Origin of the sequence: Micromonospora sp. NPDC048843, assembly GCF_040649965.1 — a bacterium.
In the GTDB taxonomy this organism is placed as follows: Bacteria; Actinomycetota; Actinomycetes; order Mycobacteriales; family Micromonosporaceae; genus Micromonospora; species Micromonospora hortensis.
This window is the reverse complement of sequence record NZ_JBEZGJ010000080.1, coordinates 1-20,680: the sequence shown is the minus strand read 5'-3', so window position 1 is coordinate 20,680 and position 20,680 is coordinate 1. Positions and strand designations below refer to the sequence as shown.

General features: G+C 72.2%; 17 protein-coding genes. 11 read left to right on the top strand and 6 right to left on the bottom strand.

Annotation, left to right across the window (positions count from 1 at the left end):
• Positions 1-61: 61 nt before the first annotated feature.
• From AB0C20_RS19490 to dxs, 3 genes are all read left to right on the top strand, one after another.
• On the top strand, positions 62-2,140 hold the full coding sequence (locus AB0C20_RS19490) for an APC family permease (protein WP_357182727.1): 2,079 nt from the start codon (positions 62-64) through the stop codon (positions 2,138-2,140).
• Positions 2,141-2,210: 70 nt separating this feature from the next.
• Positions 2,211-3,431, top strand: coding sequence for a TRAM domain-containing protein (locus tag AB0C20_RS19485; protein ID WP_357183145.1), 1,221 nt, complete (start codon positions 2,211-2,213; stop codon positions 3,429-3,431).
• Between the two features lie 115 nt (positions 3,432-3,546).
• Positions 3,547-5,493, top strand: coding sequence for a 1-deoxy-D-xylulose-5-phosphate synthase (gene dxs / locus AB0C20_RS19480; protein WP_238683351.1), 1,947 nt, complete (start codon positions 3,547-3,549; stop codon positions 5,491-5,493).
• A 275-nt stretch (positions 5,494-5,768) separates the two neighbouring features.
• Here dxs and AB0C20_RS19475 read toward each other — a convergent pair whose 3' ends face one another.
• On the bottom strand, positions 5,769-6,923 hold the full coding sequence (locus AB0C20_RS19475) for a hypothetical protein (protein WP_357183142.1): 1,155 nt from the start codon (positions 6,921-6,923) through the stop codon (positions 5,769-5,771).
• Between the two features lie 518 nt (positions 6,924-7,441).
• Between AB0C20_RS19475 and AB0C20_RS19470 the strand changes: the two genes are divergently transcribed.
• Both AB0C20_RS19470 and AB0C20_RS19465 read left to right on the top strand, forming a co-directional pair.
• Positions 7,442-9,205 carry a hypothetical protein gene (locus tag AB0C20_RS19470; protein WP_357183138.1) on the top strand — a complete coding sequence of 588 codons (1,764 nt, stop codon included), beginning with the start codon at positions 7,442-7,444 and terminating at the stop codon, positions 9,203-9,205.
• A complete protein-coding gene (locus tag AB0C20_RS19465; RefSeq protein ID WP_357568451.1) occupies positions 9,205-11,001 on the top strand; it encodes a hypothetical protein in 1,797 nt (598 codons plus the stop codon). Before AB0C20_RS19470 ends, AB0C20_RS19465 begins: the two co-directional genes overlap by 1 nt.
• Here AB0C20_RS19465 and AB0C20_RS19460 read toward each other — a convergent pair whose 3' ends face one another.
• Positions 11,002-12,888 carry a hypothetical protein gene (locus tag AB0C20_RS19460; protein WP_357183136.1) on the bottom strand — a complete coding sequence of 629 codons (1,887 nt, stop codon included), beginning with the start codon at positions 12,886-12,888 and terminating at the stop codon, positions 11,002-11,004.
• Positions 12,889-12,997: 109 nt separating this feature from the next.
• On the opposite strand from AB0C20_RS19460, the gene AB0C20_RS19455 reads away from it, so the two are divergent.
• Positions 12,998-14,296 (top strand): PQQ-binding-like beta-propeller repeat protein, encoded by a 1,299-nt coding sequence (locus tag AB0C20_RS19455; protein WP_357182720.1) that lies wholly within the window; start codon positions 12,998-13,000, stop codon positions 14,294-14,296.
• Positions 14,293-15,576 (top strand): PQQ-binding-like beta-propeller repeat protein, encoded by a 1,284-nt coding sequence (locus AB0C20_RS19450; RefSeq protein ID WP_357568450.1) that lies wholly within the window; start codon positions 14,293-14,295, stop codon positions 15,574-15,576. Before AB0C20_RS19455 ends, AB0C20_RS19450 begins: the two co-directional genes overlap by 4 nt.
• Here AB0C20_RS19450 and AB0C20_RS19445 read toward each other — a convergent pair whose 3' ends face one another.
• Positions 15,577-16,728 (bottom strand): peptidase C39 family protein, encoded by a 1,152-nt coding sequence (locus tag AB0C20_RS19445; protein ID WP_357182714.1) that lies wholly within the window; start codon positions 16,726-16,728, stop codon positions 15,577-15,579.
• 141 nt (positions 16,729-16,869) lie between these two features.
• On the opposite strand from AB0C20_RS19445, the gene AB0C20_RS19440 reads away from it, so the two are divergent.
• The 4 genes from AB0C20_RS19440 to AB0C20_RS19425 all read left to right on the top strand — a co-directional run bounded on the left by AB0C20_RS19440 (position 16,870) and on the right by AB0C20_RS19425 (position 19,445).
• Entirely contained in the window at positions 16,870-17,538 is a 669-nt protein-coding gene (locus AB0C20_RS19440; protein ID WP_357568449.1) for a response regulator transcription factor, read from the top strand.
• The gene (locus AB0C20_RS19435) at positions 17,535-18,710 is read left to right on the top strand and encodes a HAMP domain-containing sensor histidine kinase (protein WP_357182708.1); all 1,176 of its coding nucleotides are present in this window, start codon (positions 17,535-17,537) and stop codon (positions 18,708-18,710) included. Before AB0C20_RS19440 ends, AB0C20_RS19435 begins: the two co-directional genes overlap by 4 nt.
• A gap of 163 nt (positions 18,711-18,873) precedes the next feature.
• Positions 18,874-19,029, top strand: a complete 156-nt coding sequence (locus AB0C20_RS19430) for a hypothetical protein (RefSeq protein ID WP_357182705.1) — start codon at positions 18,874-18,876, stop codon at positions 19,027-19,029.
• The gene (locus AB0C20_RS19425; protein ID WP_357182702.1) at positions 19,026-19,445 is read left to right on the top strand and encodes a VOC family protein; all 420 of its coding nucleotides are present in this window, start codon (positions 19,026-19,028) and stop codon (positions 19,443-19,445) included. Before AB0C20_RS19430 ends, AB0C20_RS19425 begins: the two co-directional genes overlap by 4 nt.
• Before the next feature lie 54 nt (positions 19,446-19,499).
• Here AB0C20_RS19425 and AB0C20_RS19420 read toward each other — a convergent pair whose 3' ends face one another.
• From AB0C20_RS19420 to AB0C20_RS19410, 3 genes are read right to left on the bottom strand one after another with little or no spacing between them, the layout of a single operon-like run.
• On the bottom strand, positions 19,500-19,643 hold the full coding sequence (locus AB0C20_RS19420; protein ID WP_357182699.1) for a hypothetical protein: 144 nt from the start codon (positions 19,641-19,643) through the stop codon (positions 19,500-19,502).
• Positions 19,640-20,116: an SRPBCC domain-containing protein gene (locus tag AB0C20_RS19415; RefSeq protein WP_357182695.1), complete on the bottom strand. Its 477-nt coding sequence runs from the start codon at positions 20,114-20,116 to the stop codon at positions 19,640-19,642. Before AB0C20_RS19415 ends, AB0C20_RS19420 begins: the two co-directional genes overlap by 4 nt.
• On the bottom strand, positions 20,113-20,451 hold the full coding sequence (locus tag AB0C20_RS19410; protein ID WP_357182691.1) for a metalloregulator ArsR/SmtB family transcription factor: 339 nt from the start codon (positions 20,449-20,451) through the stop codon (positions 20,113-20,115). The genes AB0C20_RS19415 and AB0C20_RS19410 overlap by 4 nt, the downstream gene beginning before the upstream one ends.
• Between the last annotated feature and the right edge of the window lie 229 nt (positions 20,452-20,680).

Genomic DNA, 20,680 nt, shown 5'->3' with positions numbered 1-20,680 from the left:
GTGAGCAGCGGTGATCGCCCACCCCCGCGCCCCCACCGTGGTGGTCGTACTCTTGGCGTTCGTGGCCAGTCCCACCTCGCTGCTGAAGCGGCTTCTTCTCGGTCGACCGTTCCGGTCCGACCGGCTCCAGCACACCCTCCTGCCGAAGCGCATCGCGCTGCCCGTGTTCGCCTCCGACGCGCTGTCCAGCGTCGCGTACGCGCCCGACGAGATCCTGCTGACCCTCTCCATCGCCGGCGCGTCGGCGTACTTCTTCTCGCCGTGGATCGCGCTGGCCGTGGTCGTGGTCATGCTCACAGTGGTGGCGAGCTACCGGCAGAACGTGCACGCCTACCCGTCCGGTGGTGGCGACTACGAGGTGGCCACTGTCAACCTGGGGCCGAAGTTCGGCGTCGGGGTGGCCAGCGCGTTGTTGGTCGACTACGTGCTCACGGTGGCGGTGTCGGTCTCCTCCGGGGTGGCCAACCTGGGCTCCGTGGTGCCGTTCGTGGCCACCCACAAGGTTCTGATCGCGGTGAGCGCGGTGGTCCTGCTCACCGCTGTCAACCTGCGCGGGCTGCGCGAGTCGGGCACTGCGTTCGCCATCCCCACCTACGGCTTCGTGATCGTGATGCTCGGGATGCTGCTCACCGGGCTGTTCCGGGTCTTCGTGCTGGGCGACGAGCTGCGCGCGCCGAGCGCCGACCTGGTGATCCAGGCCGAACACAGCGTTACCGGTTTCGCGCTCGTCTTCCTGCTGCTGCGGACGTTCAGCTCGGGCGCCGCCGCGCTCACCGGCGTGGAGGCGATCTCCAACGGGGTGCCGGCGTTCAAGGCGCCGAAGAGCCGCAACGCCGCCACCACCCTGCTGCTGCTCGGCACCATCTCGGTGAGCATGCTGGTCGGGATCATCTGGCTGGCCCGGCTGACCCACCTGCAGTTCGTCGAGGATCCGAACCTCCAGATCGTCTCCGGCCCCGAGGGGTACGTGCAGAAGACGGTCACCACCCAGCTCGGCGAGACGGTCTTCGGTTCCGGGTCGATCCTGCTCTACGTGCTGGCCGGGGTGACCGCCCTGATCCTGTTCCTCGCGGCGAACACCGCGTTCAACGGTTTCCCGGTGCTCGGCTCGATCCTGGCCCAGGACCGCTACCTGCCCCGCCAGTTCCACACCCGGGGCGACCGGCTGGCCTTCTCCAACGGCATCACCTTCCTCGCCCTCTTCGCGATCGTGCTGATCGTCGGCTTCCAGGCCGAGGTGACGAAGCTGATCCAGCTCTACATCGTCGGGGTCTTCGTCTCGTTCACCGTCTCCCAGGTCGGCATGATCCGGCACTGGAACCGGCACCTGCGCACCGAGCGGGACCCGGAGGCGCGCCGCCGGATGGTCCGCTCCCGAGCGATCAACACGTTCGGCGCGGGCCTGACCGGCGCGGTGCTGGTGATCGTCCTGATCACCAAGTTCCTGCTCGGCGCGTGGATCGCTATCGCCGCGATGGCGGTGATCTACGTGCTGATGCTGGCGATCCGCCGGCACTACGACCGGATCGCCGTCGAGCTGACCCCACCGGACGAGGGCCGGGCCGTGCTGCCCGCCCGCAACCACGCGATCGTGCTGGTCAGCAAGGTGCACCAGCCGACGCTGCGGGCCATCGCCTACGCCCGTGCCACCCGACCGGACACACTGACCGCGGTGACAGTCAACGTGGACGAGAAGGACACCAGGGACCTTCAGGCCGACTGGGAGCGCCGGGAGATGGCCATTCCACTCACCGTGATCGACTCGCCGTACCGGGAGATCACCCGGCCGATCCTGGACTTCGTCGCGTCCACCCGCCGCAAGTCGCCCCGGGACGTGGTCACCGTGTTCATCCCGGAGTACGTGGTCGGCCGTTGGTGGGAGAACCTGCTGCACAACCAGAGCGCCCTGCGCCTCAAGGGCCGGCTGCTCTTCGAACCGGGGGTGATGGTGGTCAGCGTGCCGTGGCAGCTCGCGTCGACAGCGAGCAAGAACCTGGACCGGCTCGACGCCACGCTGTCCCGGACACCGGCGCGTGGGCCACGGAGTGCCGTGCCAGTCGCCGCGCCGCCGGTGGCCGTCACGCCGCCCGGCGAGGGCGGACCTGAGAACAGCGGAACGATGGGGAACAGTCGTGACTGAGCCGGGCGGTCCGCGGACCGCGACACCCAGGACGCCGTCGGCGTCGGCAGCCTCGGCGTTCGAGCGGGGCCTGGCCGAGACGGACCGGGTCGAGCTGACCGTCGACGCGGTCGCCCCCGGCGGGCACTGTGTCGCCCGGGTGGACGGGCAGGTCGTCTTCGTCCGACACGCGCTGCCCGGTGAGCGGGTCATCGCCGAGGTCACCGAGGTGCACCGGGGGTTCGTCCGGGCCGACGCGGTGACCGTGCTGGAACCCTCACCGGATCGGGTCGAGCCGCCCTGCCCGTACGCGAAGCCGGGTGCCTGCGGGGGCTGCGACCTCCAGCACGTCGCACCGGCCGCGCAGTTGGCCTGGAAGACCGCGGTGGTCCGCGAGCAGTTGGTCCGCCTCGGTGGGCTGACCGACGTCGAGCTGGACCGGCTCGGCGTCCGGGTCGAGGCGTTGCCCGGTGGGCTGCTCGGCTGGCGCTCCCGGGTCCGTTACGCCGTCGACGCCGCCGACCGGGCCGGCCTGCTCAAACACCGCTCGCACGAGGTGGTGCCTATCGACCGCTGCCGGATCGCCCACCCGGCCATCCAGCAGCTGCCGGTGCTCACCCCCACCGGTGCGCGCTGGCCGGCCGCCGAGGCGGTGGAGACCGTCGCCAGCACCGGCGGGGACGTGACAGTCACGGAGATCCGCGACGGGGTGCCCGCCCCGGTCAGTGGCCCGACCGAGGTCCGCGAGGTCGCCGCCGGACGGGACTGGACGCTGCCCGCGTCCGCGTTCTGGCAGGTGCACCCGGCCGCGGCGGACGCCCTCTCCACTGCCGTCCTCGAGTTGCTGGACCCGCAGCCGGGCGAGGTCGCCTGGGACCTCTACGGCGGCGCTGGGCTGTTCGCCGCCGGGCTGGCCGCACGGGTCGGCGCGAACGGCCGGGTGACAGTGGTCGAGGCGGCGGCGCAGGGTGTCGCCGCAGCCCGGGAGAACCTCGCCGACCTGCCCAGCGTCGAGGTGGTGTCGGCCCGGGTGGAGACCGCGCTGGCCCGCCGACGAATCACCGGCCCGGTCGACGTGGTGGTGCTCGACCCGCCGCGCTCCGGGGCCGGCGCCCCGGTGGTCCGCGCGCTGGCCGCCGCCGGCCCGCGGGCGGTCGCGTACGTGGCCTGTGACCCGGCCGCCTTCGCCCGGGACGTGCGTACCTTCGCCGACCTCGGTTGGCGGCTGGCGGCACTACGGGGCTTCGACCTCTTCCCGATGACGCAGCACGTCGAGCAGGTCGGGCTGCTGCTTCCCCCGGACGCGCGGTAGAACACCCCGCGTCGGCGCCTGACCGGGCGCTCAGCTGCCCACTCCCCGCCCGGCGCGGGTGCGTGGGGCGCGGGTCGGGCTGCGGAGTACCGGGGGGCCGATAGACTCTCCGGTCATGAGTGTTGAAGAGGACACGGCCAACCACGGCCGGCTGCTGGGGACGGTTCGCGGTCCGCAGGACGTCAAGCGGATGTCCGGCGAGGAACTGGACGTCCTCGCCGCCGAGATCCGGGACTTCCTGATCACCAAGGTCTCCCGTACCGGCGGGCACGTCGGGCCCAACCTCGGTGTGGTCGAGCTGACGCTCGCCATGCATCGCGTCTTCGACTCCCCCCGGGACCGGCTCCTGTTCGACACCGGCCACCAGGCGTACGTACACAAGATCCTCACCGGGCGTCAGGCCGGCTTCGACAAGCTCCGTCAGCGCGGTGGCCTCTCCGGCTACCCCAGCCAGGCGGAGAGCGAGCACGACCTCATCGAGAACTCGCACGCTTCCACGGCGCTGTCCTACGCCGACGGCCTCGCCAAGGCGTACGCCCTCCGGGGCGAGGCGCGCAGCGTCGTGGCAGTGGTCGGTGACGGCGCGCTGACCGGCGGCATGTGCTGGGAGGCGCTGAACAACATCGCCACTGCCGGCAACTCCCTCGTGATCGTGGTCAACGACAACGGCCGGTCCTACTCGCCGACCATCGGCGGGCTGGCCGACCACCTCTCCTCGCTGCGGCTCAACCCCGGCTACGAGAAGGTCCTCGACACCGTCAAGGACGCCCTCGGCTCCACGCCGCTGGTCGGCAAGCCGATGTACGAGGTGCTGCACGCGGTCAAGAAGGGCATCAAGGACGCGGTCGCCCCGCAGGCCATGTTCGAGGACCTTGGCATCAAGTACGTGGGCCCGGTGGACGGGCACGACGTGGGCGCGGTCGAGGCGGCGCTGCGCGCGGCCAAGAACTTCGGCGGCCCGGTCATCGTGCACGCGGTCACCCGAAAGGGCTACGGCTACCGTCCCGCCGAGGAGGACGAGGCCGACTGCCTGCACGGCCCCGGCAGCGCCTTCGACGTGGAGACCGGCGCGCTGCTGGCCGCCCCGTCGGTGAAGTGGACGCACGTCTTCGCCGACGAGCTGCTGGCCATCGCCGACGAGCGCCCGGACGTGGTGGGCATCACCGCTGCCATGGCCGAGCCGACCGGCATCGCCAAGCTGGCCCGCAAGTACCCCGAGCGGGTGTACGACGTGGGCATCGCCGAGCAGCACGCGGCCACCTCGGCGGCCGGGTTGGCGCTCGGTGGCCTGCACCCGGTGGTAGCGGTCTACGCCACGTTCCTCAACCGCGCCTTCGACCAGGTCCTGTTGGACGTGGCGATGCACAAGCTGCCGGTGACCTTCGTGCTGGACCGGGCGGGCATCACCGGCCCGGACGGGCCCAGCCACTACGGCATCTGGGATATGTCGGTCTTCGGGGTGGTGCCGGGGCTGCGGATCGCCGCTCCCCGCGACGCCGCCACCCTGCGCGAGGAGTTGCGCGAGGCGCTGGCCGTCGACAACGGCCCGACGGTGGTGCGGTTCCCGACCGGTGCGGTCGCCGCGGACCTGCCGGCGCTGCGCCGGGTCGGCACTGTCGACGTGCTGGCCGAGTCCGCCCGTACCGACGTGCTGCTCGTCGCCGTCGGCTCCTTCGGCCAGTTGGGCATGGAGGTGGCCGCCCGGGTCGCCGAGCAGGGCTACGGGGTCACAGTCGTCGACCCCCGCTGGGTGCGTCCGGTCCCGGCGGAACTGGTCGACCTGGCCGCCCGCCACCGGCTCGTGGTCAGCGTCGAGGACGGCGTCCGGGTCGGCGGGGTGGGCGACGCGCTCGCCCAGGCGATGCGCGACGCCGACGTCCGGGTGCCGCTCAAGGACCTGGGTGTGCCGGCCGACTGGCACCCGCACGGCACCCGCGCGCAGATCCTCGCCGACCTGGGTCTGACCGCTCAGGACGTGGCCCGCAACGTCACCGGTTGGATCTCCGGCCTGGACGCCACCCCGGACCGCCTCACCCCGAGTGACGCGGCAGCACAGAACTGACGAGAACGAACAACGGCGGGCGTCCCTCGGGACGCCCGCCGCCGCATATCCAACCCCGCCCCCGCGCGCCCTGCCCCGCCCTGCGCGCCCCGCCTTGCCCCGCGCGCCCTGCCCCGCCCTGCGCGCCCTGCCCTGCGCGCCCCGCCCTGCCTCCGCCGATCTTGCACTTTCGGTTGGCGTATTGCACCTTGCGTGTCGATTTGTCGGCACAGAAAGTGCAAGATCGTGCGGGTGGGGTGGGGCGGGCGGGGTGGGCTGCGGCGGGGCGCGGGGGGCTAGCGGGGGGAGATTGAGCGGTAGTGGGTCTTGTCGGTGTTGGCGAGGCTGTAGGTCTGGGAGCGCGACGGGGTGGGGATGACCGCCAAGCCGGGGCGCTCGACGAGCAGGGGAGTGCCCGGGGGAACGGACAGGGAGCTGTCCCGGGTGGGCCGCCAGCTCAGCACCACCAGCGGCTGACCGGGCACCGGTAGTTGGTACGCCTGCAACGGGGTGGCCCGGTCGGCGGGTGAGACGACGGGTGCGCTCCCGTCGGCCGGTCGGTAGATCACCGCCGTCATCGCGCCGGCGTCGGTGTCCCAACTGAGCTGCTGCAACTCGGCCGGTTCGCCGCCGCCGAGGGCGACTTCGCCGAGCGAGCGCACGGTGAGCTTCGCCATCGGCCAGGACGTCGGCACCGAGCGTGGGGCGTCCCGGTCCCCGATCCGCCGCGGGATGCTGCCGAAGGGGCCCCGATCGCCGGACAGCACGCAGGTGTCCAGGCCGGTGAGCGCCCGCCGGCCCGTGCCGGACTCGTCGCGGACCAACGGATAGCGCGGGTCGACGGTGCCGGTGCCCAGGTCGAGCAGCCGGTCGGCGGCCCGCCCACGGGGGAGCGACTCCGTGGTTCGCAGGGTCGCGGTCACGCCGACGGCCGTGCAGGACGGCACGTCGACAGGTGCGCTGAGACCGTCCGCGATGGTCAATGTCCGGTCCTGTGGCCCGAGGAGGCTCTGCACCCGGGCCGACACCAGGTAACGCCGACCGCCGGCCGTCTGCACCGGCAGCACGTCGGAGTAGACGAGGTAACCCGGGTCGGTGTACTCGGTGGCGCGGGTCACCGCGTACCGGTCGCCCTCGCGAGTCAGTTGCAGCAGCCAGGAGGCGCTTTCGCCGGGTACGTCGGCGGCCACCAGCGCCACCGGGGCGCCGTCGACCCGACCGGAGAAGAGGATGCCGGACGAGGGCAGGTGCACACGGTCGTCGGCCGGCGACCGCCAGCCCCGGACCGCCGTGGTGACCGCCGCCGTCGCCGTGGCGTCCCCGGAGAGGTCGCCTCGGGGCGGCCACACGGCGAGGGTGCCGTCCAGGCTGTCGTACCCGACCCGGAGGTCCTGCGGCTTCCGCTCGGCTACCGGACCGCAGGCCGTGCCGGCCAGCAGCGCGCTCAGCAGGACGGGAAGCGCCCTGCCGTACCGACGGCCTGGAGTCACCTGGCCCGCCCCCGATCGCCTCGCCGTCGCTGTCGGAAAGCGCCATAGTACGAGATGTCCGGTGCGGCACCTCAGTTGGCCGGCACCGGAACCACCACAATGGACACCACCGGGGGTTTAGGGCGTTTTGGTTGCTCCGGTAGACTCCGCCGACTGTGACGCCTGCCGAGTCCCGCGCCCTGCCCGCGCCGCACCCGGAGGCGGCAGCCGACTCCGCCGAGCTGGTGAGTTACCGCACACCGGCCGGCCTCTTCGCCGGCCCGCCCGCGCTGACCGCCCCCACCACAGCGCCGGCCGAGCCCGATGCGCCGGCCGCCCCCACCACAGCGCCTGCCGCCCCCACCACAGCGCCTGCCGCCCCCACCACAGCGCCAGCCGCCCCCACCACAGCGCCAGCCGACCCCGAAGTGCCGACCGGCCCAGAAACGCCGGCCGCGCCCGAGACGCGGGCCGAGCCCGGAGCAGCGGCCGAGAGCGCGGTGCCGACGCGGGCGCGGTGGCGCCGGTGGACTCGGCGTCGGCAGCACCTGGCTGTGGGCGGGCTGTTCCTGCTCGCCGCACTCTGGGTGACCAGCCGGATCTGGCTGGACCCGTCCGGTCGGGTGGCCTCGCTCTACACCGGTGACCCGGCGCAGGTGCAGTTCTTCCTCGCCCACTCGGTACGCGTGGTGCTGCACGGCGAGTACCCGTTCTACACCGAGCAGTTCAACTACCCGGACGGCGTCAACCTGATGGCCAACACTGCCGTGTTGGCGCTGGGCATCCCGATGGTCCCGGTGACGCTGCTCTTCGGGCCGGCGGTCTCCTTCGTGGTGCTGGTCACGCTCGGTCTCGCCGGCACCGCCATGGCCTGGTACCTGATGCTCTCCCGCCACCTGGTGCGTACCCCGCTCGCGGCGGCGGTCGGCGGCTGGTTCTGCGGGTTCTCGCCCGCGATGCTCTCGCACGCCAGTTGGCACCCGAACATCATCAGCCAGTTCCTGCTGCCGTTCATCGTGTGGCGGGTGCTGGTGCTCACCCGCTCCGGGAAACCGGTCCGGGACGGGGCCCTGCTCGCCCTGCTGGTCACCGCGCAGGCGTTCATCAACGAGGAGATCCTGCTCTTCACGGCGCTGGCCTGCGGTGTCTTCCTGTTGGCGGTGCTGGCCCAGGAGCCGGCCCGGTGGCGGGCGACGTGGCGACCCCTGGGCGTCGGCGTGGTGACCTGCGCGCTGCTGGCGGGGGCGCTGCTGGCGTACCCGCTCTACGTGCAGTTCGCCGGGCCGATGGCCTACCACGGGCTCAGCGACGCGGTGAAGGACTACGGCAACGACATCGCCGCCTTCTTCGCCCCCGGCTCGCCCACCCTCGGCGGCAACCAGCGAGCCAACATCAACCTTGCGCCGAACTACTCCGAGGAGAACGCCTTCTTCGGCTGGAGCCTGTCGATGCTGGCCATCGGCATCGTGGTCTGGCTGCGCCGGGAGTTGATCGTTCGGGCGCTCGCGGTGACCGGCGTGTTCTTCGCCGTGCTCTCCCTCGGCGAGCGGGTCTCCTGGTGGGACCGCGAGCTGATCACCGGGCCGTGGCAGTGGTTGGTCCACCTGCCGCTGCTGGACGCTGTGGTGCCGACCCGGTTCGGGCTCATCACCAGCGTGGTGATCGGCCTGCTGCTGGCGCTCGCCGTCGAGCGGGCCTGGGCGCTACGCCCGGCCGACCGTCGTACGGTCCGGGTGCTCACCGCCGCGGGCCTGGCCTTCGCGCTGCTGCCGATCGCGCCGATGCCGCTGCGGATGGTCTCCCGGCCGCCGGTGCCGGACTTCATCACGGCGGACCGGTGGCGGGCGTACGTCGGGCCGGACCAGACGCTGGTGCCGATCCCGGTGCCGAGCATGGGCAACACGCACGGCATGCGCTGGGCGGCGGCCACCAACCTCGACTTCAAGATCCCCGGCGGTTATTTCCTCGCGCCCCGCAACGGCAACACCGGTGACGCGGGCCGGTTCGGCGGTCGTCCCAGCGGGGTGGGTCAGATGCTGGAGGAGGTGGCGACCACCGGCCGTACGCCCAAGCTGGACGACCGGCAGCGTCGGCGCTTCGCCGACGAGCTGCGGCACTGGCGGGCGGCGATCCTGGTGCTGCCGGTGCGGCAGCAGAACGCCGAGCCACTGCGACGTACGGTCGAGGAGCTGGTCGGCCCGGGCCGCCAGGAGTTGGACGTCTGGGTCTGGGACGTCCGGACGCTCACCGACCGTTCGGTCTGATGACCACCGGGACGACGTCCCCGAGCATTTCGCCCCCGGCGACGGTCGGCGTGTTCCGTCCGGCCTGGCTGCGGGACGCGTTGGTGGTGGCCGGCTATCTGGGCCTCGCCGTGCTGGTGACCAGCGGGCAGTGGGGTCACCCGTGGCGGCTGTTCCACCAGGCGGGTGACCAGATTCTCTTCGAGTGGATGCTGGCCCACGCGGCGCATGCGGTGGTCGAGGGGGAGAACCCGCTCTTCAGCACCGGGTTGAACGCGCCCGACGGGGTCAACCTGATGGCGAACACCTCGGTGCTCGGCCTGGGGGTCCCGCTCACCCCGGTCACCCTGCTCTTCGGGTCGCAGGTGGCGTTCTGCGTGGCGGTCGTCTGCTGCCTCGCCGGGACCGCCGTCGCCTGGTACGTGCTGCTGCGCCGCCGGCTGGTCGGCTCCCGGGCCTCGGCAGCGGTGGGTGGGCTGATCTGTGGCTTCGCCCCGGGCATGATCGCTCAGGCGGGCGCCCACCTGCACATCGCCGCCCAGTTCCTGGTGCCCGCGATCCTCGCCCTGGTGTTCCGGCCCGACTCGGAGACGACACGACACGGCGTGTGGCGGCCCGGCGTCGCCCTGGGGCTGCTGCTCGTCTGGCAGGTCTTCATCGGCGAGGAGGTGCTTGTCTTCCTGGTGCTCGCGGCCGGCGTCTTCGCACTGGGCCACGCGCTCGCCGACCGGGTGGCCGCTCGACGGCTGGCGCCGGCCCTCTTCGGCCGACTCGCGGTGGCGGCCGGCGTGGCGGCGGTGCCGCTGGCGTACCCGCTGTGGTTCCAGTTTTACGGCCCGCAGCACTACTCCGGGATGGCGTTCGCCACGCAGGGCTTCCAACTGGACGTCGCCTCGTTCACCGCGTCGGCCAGACAGACAGTGCTGGGTGACGACTGGCTGCCGGGGCTGCTCTCGCCGAATCCGACCGAGGAGAACTCGTTCTTCGGCCCGGGCCTGCTGGTGCTCGCCGTGGTGATCGTGATCTGGCAGTGGCGACGACCGTTGGTCCGGGCACTGGCCGCCTGCGGCGTGGTCTTCGCCCTGCTCTCGCTCGGCGACGAACTGCGGGTGGACGGTGAGGCCACCGGCATTCCGGGGCCGTACCGGCTGGTCGGCGGGCTGCCATTGCTCGATCTCGCGGTGCCGGCCCGGTTCGCGCTGGTCTGCGTACCGGTGCTGGGTGTGCTGGTGGCGCTTTCAGTGGACCGGGTCCGGGCCGCGCGCGGGCCGAACGTGGCGCCGGGTCTACCGGTATGGCTGCTGTGGGCGGGCGCGGTCGCCGCCGCGTTGCTGCCCCTGATCCCGACGCCGATCCGCGTGGTGCCGGTCGCGCCGGTGCCGGCGTTTCTCGCCGCCGGTGGCTGGCGTCCGCTGGTGCCGCCCGGTCGGACGGTGGTAGCGGTGCCCCCGGTCACCGGTGCCGGGCGGAGCCCGGTGATGCTCTGGTCCGCCCGTACCGGCTTGGGGTTCGCCGCGCCGGGCGGTTACTTCATCGGCCCCAGCGGCCCGGACGACCCGGCGGCCCGCTGGGGTTCGCCGGACCGGCCCACGTCGGTACTGCTGCGGCAGGTGGCCGAGACCGGCGCGGTGCCGGTGCTCAGCGACGCCGACCGCCGCCAGGCCGTCGACGACCTGCGGCACTGGCGTGCCGCGGTGGTCGTCCTCGGGCAAGTGGAGCACGGTGACCCGGTCCGCCGAACCGTCGACGACCTGCTCGGCCCAGGCCGACCGGTCGACGGCGGATGGTTGTGGGACGTCAGGGACCGGGTCGGCTGACTAACCCACCAGGGCGCGCACGTCCCAGACCCAGACGTCGTCGACCCGCTGCGGTGGCCCGATCAGGGCGGTGACCAGCTCACGGAGCACCGCCTCGCGGGGGTGCGCTCCGAGCACCACCACCGACGCCCGCCAGAACCGCAGGTCCTCGACGGCTTGGCGGCGGTTCTCGTCGGTCAGCGTCGGAACCGTGCCGCTGTCCATTGAGGAGTAGATGAGGGAGCTGGTCGGCCGGTTCGGCGCACCGAAGACCCCCTCACCCAGCTCGTTCGGCCCGATGAAGTAGCCGCCCGGAACGGGGAACTCCTGCCCGGTCAGCGCACTCCACCGCAGCGTCGGCAGACCGTGCACGTTGCTCGGGATCGGCACCGGCACCAGGGTTCGACCCGCCGGCACGTACGGCTGCCAGCCGCCAGCGGTGATGAAGTGCGGCGGTGGGTCGATCTGCTGGGCGGGCAACGGGCGGGGGAACAGCGGCAGCACGGCGAGCGCGACCGCCGCGTACCCCACCGGGCGCAGCCACCGGCGGTGCGTGGCGGCCGGCGCGGCCGGTTCGTCGTCGGACGTCGCCGGGGTCGCCTCCGCCACCCGCTGGGCCGGCACCCGCGGCCGGTCGGCCACCGGGCGCCCCTGGCGGTGCGCGGCGTCCCAGGTCAACGCGAGCAGTACGCCCACAGCGGCGGCGACGACCAGCGTCAACCGGGTCGGCATCATCATCTCGACCAGCGGCAGGTCGTCCGACACGTACGACCACGGGCCGCGCACACCGGTCTCCACACCGTTGAAGCGCACGAACGGCCCGATCGCGGCCACGCTGAACACCACGATGAGCACCGCGGCGATCCGGGCGGGCAGCGAGCGGCGTACGAGCAGCACCAGAGCCACCACCGAGAGCAGCACCAGCGGCCAACCGAACCAGGTGTTCTGCTCGGTCAGACCGATCGTCTTCTCCACTGCCGGGTCCCCGGCCCAGGTGTCCCGGGCGAAGGTGACGAAGGCGACCAGGTCCTCGCCCCAGTTGTGGAACACGCCGCCCTGCAGACCCCGGTAGGACTGCGGGCCGTTGAACTGGAACCAGATCGGGTACGCGGTGAGCACCAGGGCCAGCCCGCCGGCGACGCCGAGCCCGGCCAGGAAGGTGCCGGCGGCGGCCCGGGTCGCTCGCGGCCGCTGCACGGCGTACGCCAGCACGATGACCAGGCAGGCCAGCGCGGTGAGCAGCAGCATCTCCTCGTTGATGAAGATCTGGTACGCCACCAGCGCACCGAGCACGAGCCCGTTGCGTCGCCACCGGCCCGGCTCACCCAGGGTCAGCACCCGCACCACGATCAGCGGGAGCAGGAAGTTGGAAACGAAGTTCGGTTGGCCGTTGGCGTGGTGGATGATTCCCGGCGCGAAGCCGAGGAACGCGCCGCCGACGAACGCTGCCGCCCGGGAGCGCACCAGGTGGCGCGAGAGCATCCAGTAGCTGGTGCCGGCGGTGGCCGCCAGCGCCGCGCCCAGGTAGATCGCGTACATCACCTGGGGGCCGAGCAGCATGGTCAGTGGGGCCAGCGGCAGGGTCACCCCGAGCAGCGAGGTGTTGGCCATCATGTTCACCCCGTCCGGGGCGTTCTGACGGGCTGTGAACAGCGGGTTCTCCAGGTGCCGCACCGAGTACTCGCCGTGCGCGAACAGCCACTCGAACCAACTGTGATCGGTGGGCAGGTGCGAGGAGACCCGGCCGTTGACGTCACCCCAGTAGTTGAGGCAGACGAAGACGCCCAGCAGCACATAGGCTCCGAGGGCCAACAGGTCGGCTCGGGCCGGACGGCGACGAGGCCGCCGTGTCGACTCGGCCTCGGCCGGGTCGGCGTCGGTAACGGGATTCAGCGAAGGGTCTACCACCGGCACAGCCACGACGCGCCATCGTACAGGCGGGGTTCCGTCACTTTTGCCGGGCCGGTGCGCCGACTGTCGGTTTGCCGGACGGTGACCCGTCGGCCAGCCTTACCTGGTGACGGAAGGACGGTCGTTGTCGATCATCGAGCTGGGCGAGATTCGCGACGAGCCCGTGTCGGCGCCTCCGGTTCGCCGCCCGCGCGCCGTCGGTCGCCCACTGCGCAGCGCGACTGTGCTGTTCCTCAGCCTGGTGGTGCTGGCCGGTGCCGCGCCGACAACACGGCGAACGGTGAGCGTGGTGCCGGCGTCGCGGACGGCCACCGCGTACCTGGCCGGGGACGGCGTCTTCGTGGTCGATCCGCCGACACCCGACGGGGACCGGTACCTGACCGCGTACGCCCGACCGGCGCCGACCGGCACTGGGGTGCGGCGGCGGTGGCAGGCGCCGCTGGCCCGCACCGGTGACTACCTCGACGTCCGGGTCGAGCAGGGGTTGGTGCTGGCGATGGCTGTCAACGCCCCCAACCGGCTGTTCCAGACCACCGCCTTCGACACAGCGACGGGCCGGCAACGCTGGCAGCATCCCGGTGCTCCACAGCCGACAACCGGCGGTGGCCTGCTGGTGACCAATGGCCGGGAGGACGGGTCGGGCGCGATGAGCGGGCTTGAGCCCGACACCGGCCTGGTGCTCTGGTCGGTGCCGATCCCGCCGGCCGCCAGCCCCACCTTCCATCACACTCCCGAGGGGCGGGTCGACCGATTCGTGCTCCTCCAGCCGACCGGCGAGGTGCAGGTGCACGACGCCGGCACCGGCCAACTGCTGCGCAGCATCGACACGCTGCCCGGCGACCGGTCGGCGTACCAGCGGGTGCAGATCGTCGACGACCTGCTGCTGCTCGTCCCGCCGGGCAGCACCCGGCTGGAGAGCTTCGGGCTGGCCGAGTTGGAGCCACGGTGGACGGCGGAGGTGACGCTGGTGTCGCATGTGCTCGAATGCGGCGGTCTGCTCTGCGCGGTACCGCAGACCGGCGGCCTCCAGGTGCTCGACCCGGCCACCGGCTCGCTGCAGTGGTCGGAACCGGGCCAGGACGTCCTGGCCGACGTCCGGTACGGTCGGCTGCTGATGGCCAGGCCCGGCCAGGGGTACGCGGTGCGGGACGCGGCCACCGGGCAGATACGGACCGAACTGGGCGCGTGGAGTCTGATGCCGGTGCTGCGACCGGACGACCCGCTGGTCGGTGTGCGGCGGGGTGACGACGGTCGGATGGTCGTCGCCGAACTGGACCTGGTGGCCGGCCGAACGCGCATCGTCGACGTGCTGCCGGGCATCGCCGGCAGTTGCCAGGCGTCCCTGCCCGTCCTGCTCTGCCAGCGCCTCGACGGCACTACCGCTCTGTGGAGGTTGACGCGGTGACCGACTCGGTGATCGACCTGGGCGAGCTGCGGGACGACAGGAACCCGGAGCCGACGCCCCGACCACCTCGCGCTCACGGTCGCCCGCTGCGCTGCGCGCTGGTCGCGGTGCTCGCGCTGGTCACGCTCGCCGCGTCCGCCGTCGTACCGCCCCGGCGGGCCCCGGTGACGCTGCCCGGCCGGCCCGGGTCCGACGTCATGATCGATGGCGACCTTCTCCTGGTCATGGAGCCGGCCAGCACCGAAGCGCGGCAGGCGCGGCTGGCCGCGTATCGGCTGCCCGGCGTCGAGCCGGTCTGGCAGGCGACGCTGCCGGCGGAGGCTCGGTACTGGGGGATGATTCCGCTGGCCGGGATGCTGCTGGCTACCGGGTACGAGATCGGCCCGGAGGGTCGGGAGACACTCACCGTCGCACTGGACCGGGCGACCGGGGCGTACCGGTGGCAGCAGCCGGGCGCCGTCTCCAAGCTGACCGACGGAAATCTGCTGCTGCGCAACGGCGGCGAGACCAAGCCGTCCAGTCTGCGCGCTGTGGATCCGTGTTGCGGCACGGTGCGCTGGGAGCTGTCCGGCCTCGGCCCCGACATGAGGGTGCGGGACACCGGGCTCGGGGTGGACCGGGTGGTGCTCAACCAATTGGACGGGCCGGTCGAGGTACGCGACGCGAACACCGGTGCCGTGCTGGCCCGCGCCGACCTGCGCCCACCCGACGGTGGTCGGATCGGACTGGACCTGACCAAGGACCTGCTGCTGTCCATCGACAGAGGCTCGGGCACTGTCACCGCGTACGAGGTGGACCAGCTCAAGCCCCGCTGGACCCGCGCCAGGGTGCACATCGACTTCGCGCTGGACTGTGGCCCCGTCCTGTGTCTGCGCACCGGCAACAACGAACTACAGGCGCTCGACCCGGCAACCGGCGAGGTGCGCTGGCGCAGCAGCCAGTGGGGGTGGGCCTGGCCGATGGACGGCCGGCTGTTGGCCAACCTCAGCGGTGTCGGTCCGTCGGAGCAGTACGTCGTGCTCGATGCGCTGACCGGCCAGCAGCTCGCCGACCTGGGCCGGTGGGAGCTGTACCAACTCGGTGTCGGCGGCCGGCTGATCGGCATACGCCGGCATCCCGACGGAGGGGTGCTCGTCGGCGAGCTGGACATCGCCGCCGGAAAGGTGCACATCCTGGACGCGCTGCCCGATGTCACAGGGGGGTGTCAGGCGATCACCGGCTACCTGGTGTGCATCGCCACCACCACCGGCTCGTACCAGCTCTGGAAACTGACCGACTGATCACCAGTTCGCCTGGGTGGGCGGCGGGGGCAGCGGCACCGACGCGGGTCGCAGCACGTACGCCACCCCGCCGCTGCCGCGTTGCCAGACCGCCTCGAACCCCTTCCGGGGCACTGTGCGGCGGACCGCGTCGTCGTCGGGTGCGTACGGGTCGTTGAGCACCGGGTCGCCATCGGCGGTGAAGCCGATCAGCACCATCAGGTGCCCTCCGGTGTCGTACCCGAGCCCCGGCACCTCGTCGGCCCGGAACGCGGCGGAGACGATCAGGGGGATGCCGGCGGCGACGAACGCCTCCGCCTCGACCAGCGACCGCAGCCGGGTGACGAACGCGTCCACCCCGTGCAGACCGGCGTACGCCGTGTTGAACGGCCAGTTGCCGGCCCCGGCGTACGCGTGGTCGTAGCAGTGCCGGGCGGCGTGCACCACCACCGGACGCGGGCCGGACGGCTCCACCCAGGCGTACCGGTCCGGCGTCGGCTCGGCGCCCCAGTAGGCGAGCACCATCGAGGTGCAGGTGGGGCTGCACCAGGAGTCCCCGCCACCACCCCACTGCGGGTACTGGCCGGCGTGCAGCCGCTGCGAGTAGCGGGGCACGTCCAGCACCCGCCCCCAGGCAGCGGACGAGGCGGGCTCCCGTGCGTACCAGTGGTCGGCTGTCGTGGGGCCGGTGGCGACCGCGCCGATGCTGCGCAGCACCGGGCCGGTCGGGCTGCCGGCGGGCCGGCACAAGGTCACCCGCGTCTGCCAACCCGTGACCGTCGCCCCGGTCACGATCAGGGTGTCGGTGTCGACCCGGGCGGCACTGTCGCGCTGTCCGGGCAGCGACGTGCGCCGTACCGTCTGGTCGTCGGCGGCCCAGCGGGCCAGCCGGTACCAGTCGGTGCTGGGCACGTCGTCGTGCCAGCCGCGCAGGTCGACCTCGATCCAGCAGTCGCCGGGGGTGTCGGCCGTCCAGGACGGCACCACCTCGGCGACGGGGAAGCCGACAGGTACCGGCGGCGACGTCCAGGTGCCCCGTTCGGCGACGCCGTCGAGGACGAGCCCTCGACCGCTGGCGAGCAGGCCGTCACCGCTACCGCTGGTCATGTCGGCCGGCAGGTGGAAACCCCGGTAGGCGATGTCCCGCCGGGTGGGTGGTGCCGCAGTGGTCATGCCAGTCCGTCCGTCGTTCGGTGCCGCCGGCCAGCATCGCGTACTCCGTGGTGGCCCGCAACGCCGGGCGGCGCGGCCGACGAGGGACGATGGTTGCCGGCCGGCACTAGGTTGTCGGTGGTCAGCAGCGAGGAGGCCGGGATGCGGGTACTGGTGGTCGAGGACGAGCGCAACCTCGCCGACGCGATCGCACGGGGGTTGCGCAAGCGGGGGATGGCGGTCGACGTGGCGTACGACGGCGACGCCGGCCACGAGGCGGCGTTCATCACCCGGTACGACGTGGTGGTGCTCGACCGCGACCTGCCGGGTGTGCACGGCGACCAGATCTGCGCCGACCTGGCGGCCTCCGGCGCGTTGACCCGGGTGCTGATGCTCACCGCCAGCGGCACTGTGGCCGACCGGGTGGAGGGGTTGCAGCTCGGCGCGGACGACTACCTGCCCAAACCGTTCGCCTTCGACGAGCTGGTCGCCCGGGTGCAGGCGCTGGGGCGGCGGGCCACCCCGGCCGCGCCGCCGGTGCTCGAACTGGCCGACCTGGTGCTCGACCCGGCCCGCCGGGTGGCCACCCGCGCCGGCATGCCGGTGGACCTGACCAACAAGGAGTTCGGGGTGCTCTGCGAACTGCTCAAGGCGCGTGGCGCGGTGGTCTCCAGCGAGGAGCTGCTGGAACGCGTCTGGGACGCGAACACCGACCCGTTCACCACCATCGTCCGGGTCACAGTGATGACGCTACGCAAGAAGCTCGGTGACCCGCCGTTGATCGAGACGGTGGTCGGGGCGGGCTATCGCACCGCCGAGGTAGGCGCATGAGCGGCCGGCTGCGACCCACCCTGCGCCTGCGGCTGACACTGCTCAACGGGGTGCTGCTGATCGGGGCCGGAGCGATCCTGGTGTTGCTGGCCTGGCTGCTGGTCCGTGACGCGTTGCGCCCCACCGACGAGTTGGTGCCCGGCACGATCGTGCTGCTCTCCGACGGCCGGCAGATGGACGCCGCCCAGTGGCAGCGGCAGTTGGTCGATGCCGCCTCCGGGGAGCTGCTGGCCAAGGGCCTGGTCGCGCTGCTGGCGATCAGCGTGGTCGGGGTGGCCGGCGCGTACGCGGTGGCCGGTCGGGCGCTGCGCCCACTGCACCAGGTCACGGCGACCGCCCAGCGGCTCGGTGAGGCGACCCTGGACCAGCGGATCGGTTACTCGGGCGCCGACGACGAGGTGGCCGAGCTGGCCAAGACGTTCGACGCCATGCTGGACCGGATCGCGTCCGCCTTCGAGGCCCAGAAGCGTTTCGTGGCGAACGCCTCGCACGAGCTGCGTACGCCGCTCGCCGTGATGCGGACGGAGATCGACGTGACGCTCAGCGACGACGACGCGGACACCGCCGAGTACCGACGGATGGCGACAGTGGTCCGCGACGCCTCCGAGCGGGCCAACGGCCTGGTGGACGCGCTGCTCGTGCTGGCCCGCAGCGAGGCGCAGACCGGGCGGCAGTTGGGCCGGCGTACCGAGTGTGACCTCGCCGCGGGCACCGCCAACGCACTGTCGGCGATGCGCCGCGAGGTGGAACGGATCGGCCTGCGGGTGCAGACGTCGCTGGAGTCCGCGCCGGTCGTCGGTGACCCAGGGCTCCTCGACCGGCTGGCCGGAAACCTGATCGAGAACGCGGTCCGCTACAACCACCTGCACGGTCGGCTCTGGGTGCGCACCGGCACCGACGGTGACCGGTCCTGGCTGGTGGTGGGGAACACCGGGTTCGAGGTGGACCAGGCCGACGTGCCGGGGCTGTTCGAGCCGTTCCGCCGTGGTGGCCGGGAACGGACCGGGGCCCGTGGCTCCGGCCTGGGGCTGTCCATCGTCCGGGCGGTGTGTGCCGCGCACGGCGGGACCGTACGGGTGGTCGCGCAGGCCGGCGGTGGCCTGGAGGTGACTGTCACCCTGCCGTCGTCGGACGCCCCGGTGGTGCCCGGAACGGTGTCCGCCGCCGGCTGATTGGGGTTGCGCGCCACGCTCGACCGGTGGCAAGATCGCCGGGTCAGCTCCGAGAGCGGAAGGGGGGTGCGTCGATGTCCATCAGTCAAGGCTCCGCACCCCGGGTCCTCGCAGGCTGACCCCCGGCGGCGGAGCGTCCCCATCCGAAGATGGCGAGACCACCGTGTATCCACGGGTCCGCAACATCAGTTTCGACTGCCACGACACGTACACCCTGGCCGGCTTCTGGTCGGCCGTGCCCGGCTACGCCCGGCTCCCGGAGGACGTTCCGGGTGACCCGGAAGCCGCCCTGCCGACCACTGTGGAGGACCAAGCATGAGTTCGACGATCCACAACATCAGCATCGACTGTCACGACACGTACGCACTCGCCGGCTTCTGGGCGCAGGTCTTCGACTGCCCCCGGCATCCCGACGACTTCCCCGGCGACCCGGAGGCGATGCTCCTGCCGCCGGGTGGCCCGGAGGTGCTCTTCATCGCGGTGCCCGAGGGCAAGACGGTGAAGAACCGACTGCACCTCGACCTGCAACCCGCTGACCGGAGCCGGGCCGAGGAGGTCGAGCGGCTGCTCGGTATCGGCGCGACGCTCGTCGCCGACCACGTCGGCCCGACCGGTGGTGGTTGGGTGGTGCTCGCCGATCCGGAGGGCAACGAGTTCTGCGTGCTCGGCAACGCGGCCGAGCGGGCGGCCGCCGCGGCGGCGCGGGCCGCGGCAGCGGCCGCCGAACCGGCCTGACCGTCGACGTACGGCACCGGGCACCGGCCACCCTCGCGTGGCCGGTGCCCGGTTCTACGCTGCCGGGGCGGCGCCGACATGCAGGTAGGGCACGAGCCAGCCGCCTCGGGTGAAGTCGTCGCTCGTGTCCTCGGTCGGCGAGCCGGGCCCCTGGCTGACGCCGTCGAGCGTGACGAACTCGGTAGGGACGATCTTCACAGCGCCCCCTGGCTCTCCGCGAGCCCGGCGAGTTGTTCGGTGACCGAGCCCCAGCCGTCGGCGAAGCCCATCTTCTCGTGGAGGTCACGAGCGGCGGGATCACCGTGACGGACGATGATCCGGTAGTCGGTGCCGTCCGGATGATCCTTCATGGTGATCTCCGCGGTCATCGGGACCGGGGTTGGGTGCGCGGGCCGCCAGGCGCTGTCGATCACATTGGTGAACACGATCCGTTCGAGATCGTCGACGACGAGGAAACACGCGTCGAGGTGCGGGACGAACTCCACCCCGTCCTCGCTCAGTCGGGTCACGAGTGCGCCACCGGGCCGGACGTCCAAGCGATCGACGCGGCACAGGGCCGGCGCCGGTATCCACCACTTCTCGAAGCGCGACGGGTCGGTCCAGGCGCTCCACACGGCGGCGAGAGGTGCGCGGATGACCCGCGCCATGGTCAGGTCCAGGTCGGGATTCATTGCTGGTTCTCCTGCTCATCGGTAACGAGGCGTTCCAGGCGGTCCGTGCGCTCTTCCCAGATCCGGCGCTGCTCCGCGAGCCAGTCGTCGACGACAGCGAGGCGCTCGCGGTTGAGTACGCAGGTGCGCACCCGGCCGGACTTGGTCGTGTGGATCAGTCCGTTCGACTCGAGCGTCTGCACGTGCTTCATGAACGACGGAAGGGTCATCGGACATTCGCGGGCGAGGTCGCCGACGCTCGTCGGACCGTGGCCGAGGCGGCGAATGACCCAGCGCCGGGTCGGGTCAGCGAGGGCGACGAACACGCCGTCGAGCTGCGCCGAATACTGTGCCATGCGGCTAAGTGTTGCGGGAGATGACACTTAGCGCAAGAGCACAGTATCGGCCCCCCCCTCGGGGGGAGTGGCTGCCGTGCCGACCGCGGCCGGTCAGCGCGCTTCAGGAGAGCAGCAGGGGGGCCCGCCCCCCCCGGGGGGGCGGGGGCCCCGGCGGGGGCGGGGGCGGAGGGCGGGGCGACCGGGCCCCCGAGCGGGGGGCGCACGGTGGAGGCCGGGGGGGGAGAGC

Bases quoted from the DNA above. Each gene is read 5' to 3' on its own strand.
- dxs (WP_238683351.1), top strand. From the start codon at position 3,547: ATGAGTGTTGAAGAGGACACGGCCAACCACGGCCGGCTGCTGGGGACG.
- AB0C20_RS19465 (WP_357568451.1), top strand. From the start codon at position 9,205: ATGACCACCGGGACGACGTCCCCGAGCATTTCGCCCCCGGCGACGGTC.
- AB0C20_RS19445 (WP_357182714.1), bottom strand. From the start codon at position 16,728: ATGACCACTGCGGCACCACCCACCCGGCGGGACATCGCCTACCGGGGT.
- AB0C20_RS19440 (WP_357568449.1), top strand. From the start codon at position 16,870: ATGCGGGTACTGGTGGTCGAGGACGAGCGCAACCTCGCCGACGCGATC.
- AB0C20_RS19435 (WP_357182708.1), top strand. From the start codon at position 17,535: ATGAGCGGCCGGCTGCGACCCACCCTGCGCCTGCGGCTGACACTGCTC.
- AB0C20_RS19425 (WP_357182702.1), top strand. From the start codon at position 19,026: ATGAGTTCGACGATCCACAACATCAGCATCGACTGTCACGACACGTAC.
- AB0C20_RS19415 (WP_357182695.1), bottom strand. From the start codon at position 20,116: ATGAATCCCGACCTGGACCTGACCATGGCGCGGGTCATCCGCGCACCT.
- AB0C20_RS19410 (WP_357182691.1), bottom strand. From the start codon at position 20,451: ATGGCACAGTATTCGGCGCAGCTCGACGGCGTGTTCGTCGCCCTCGCT.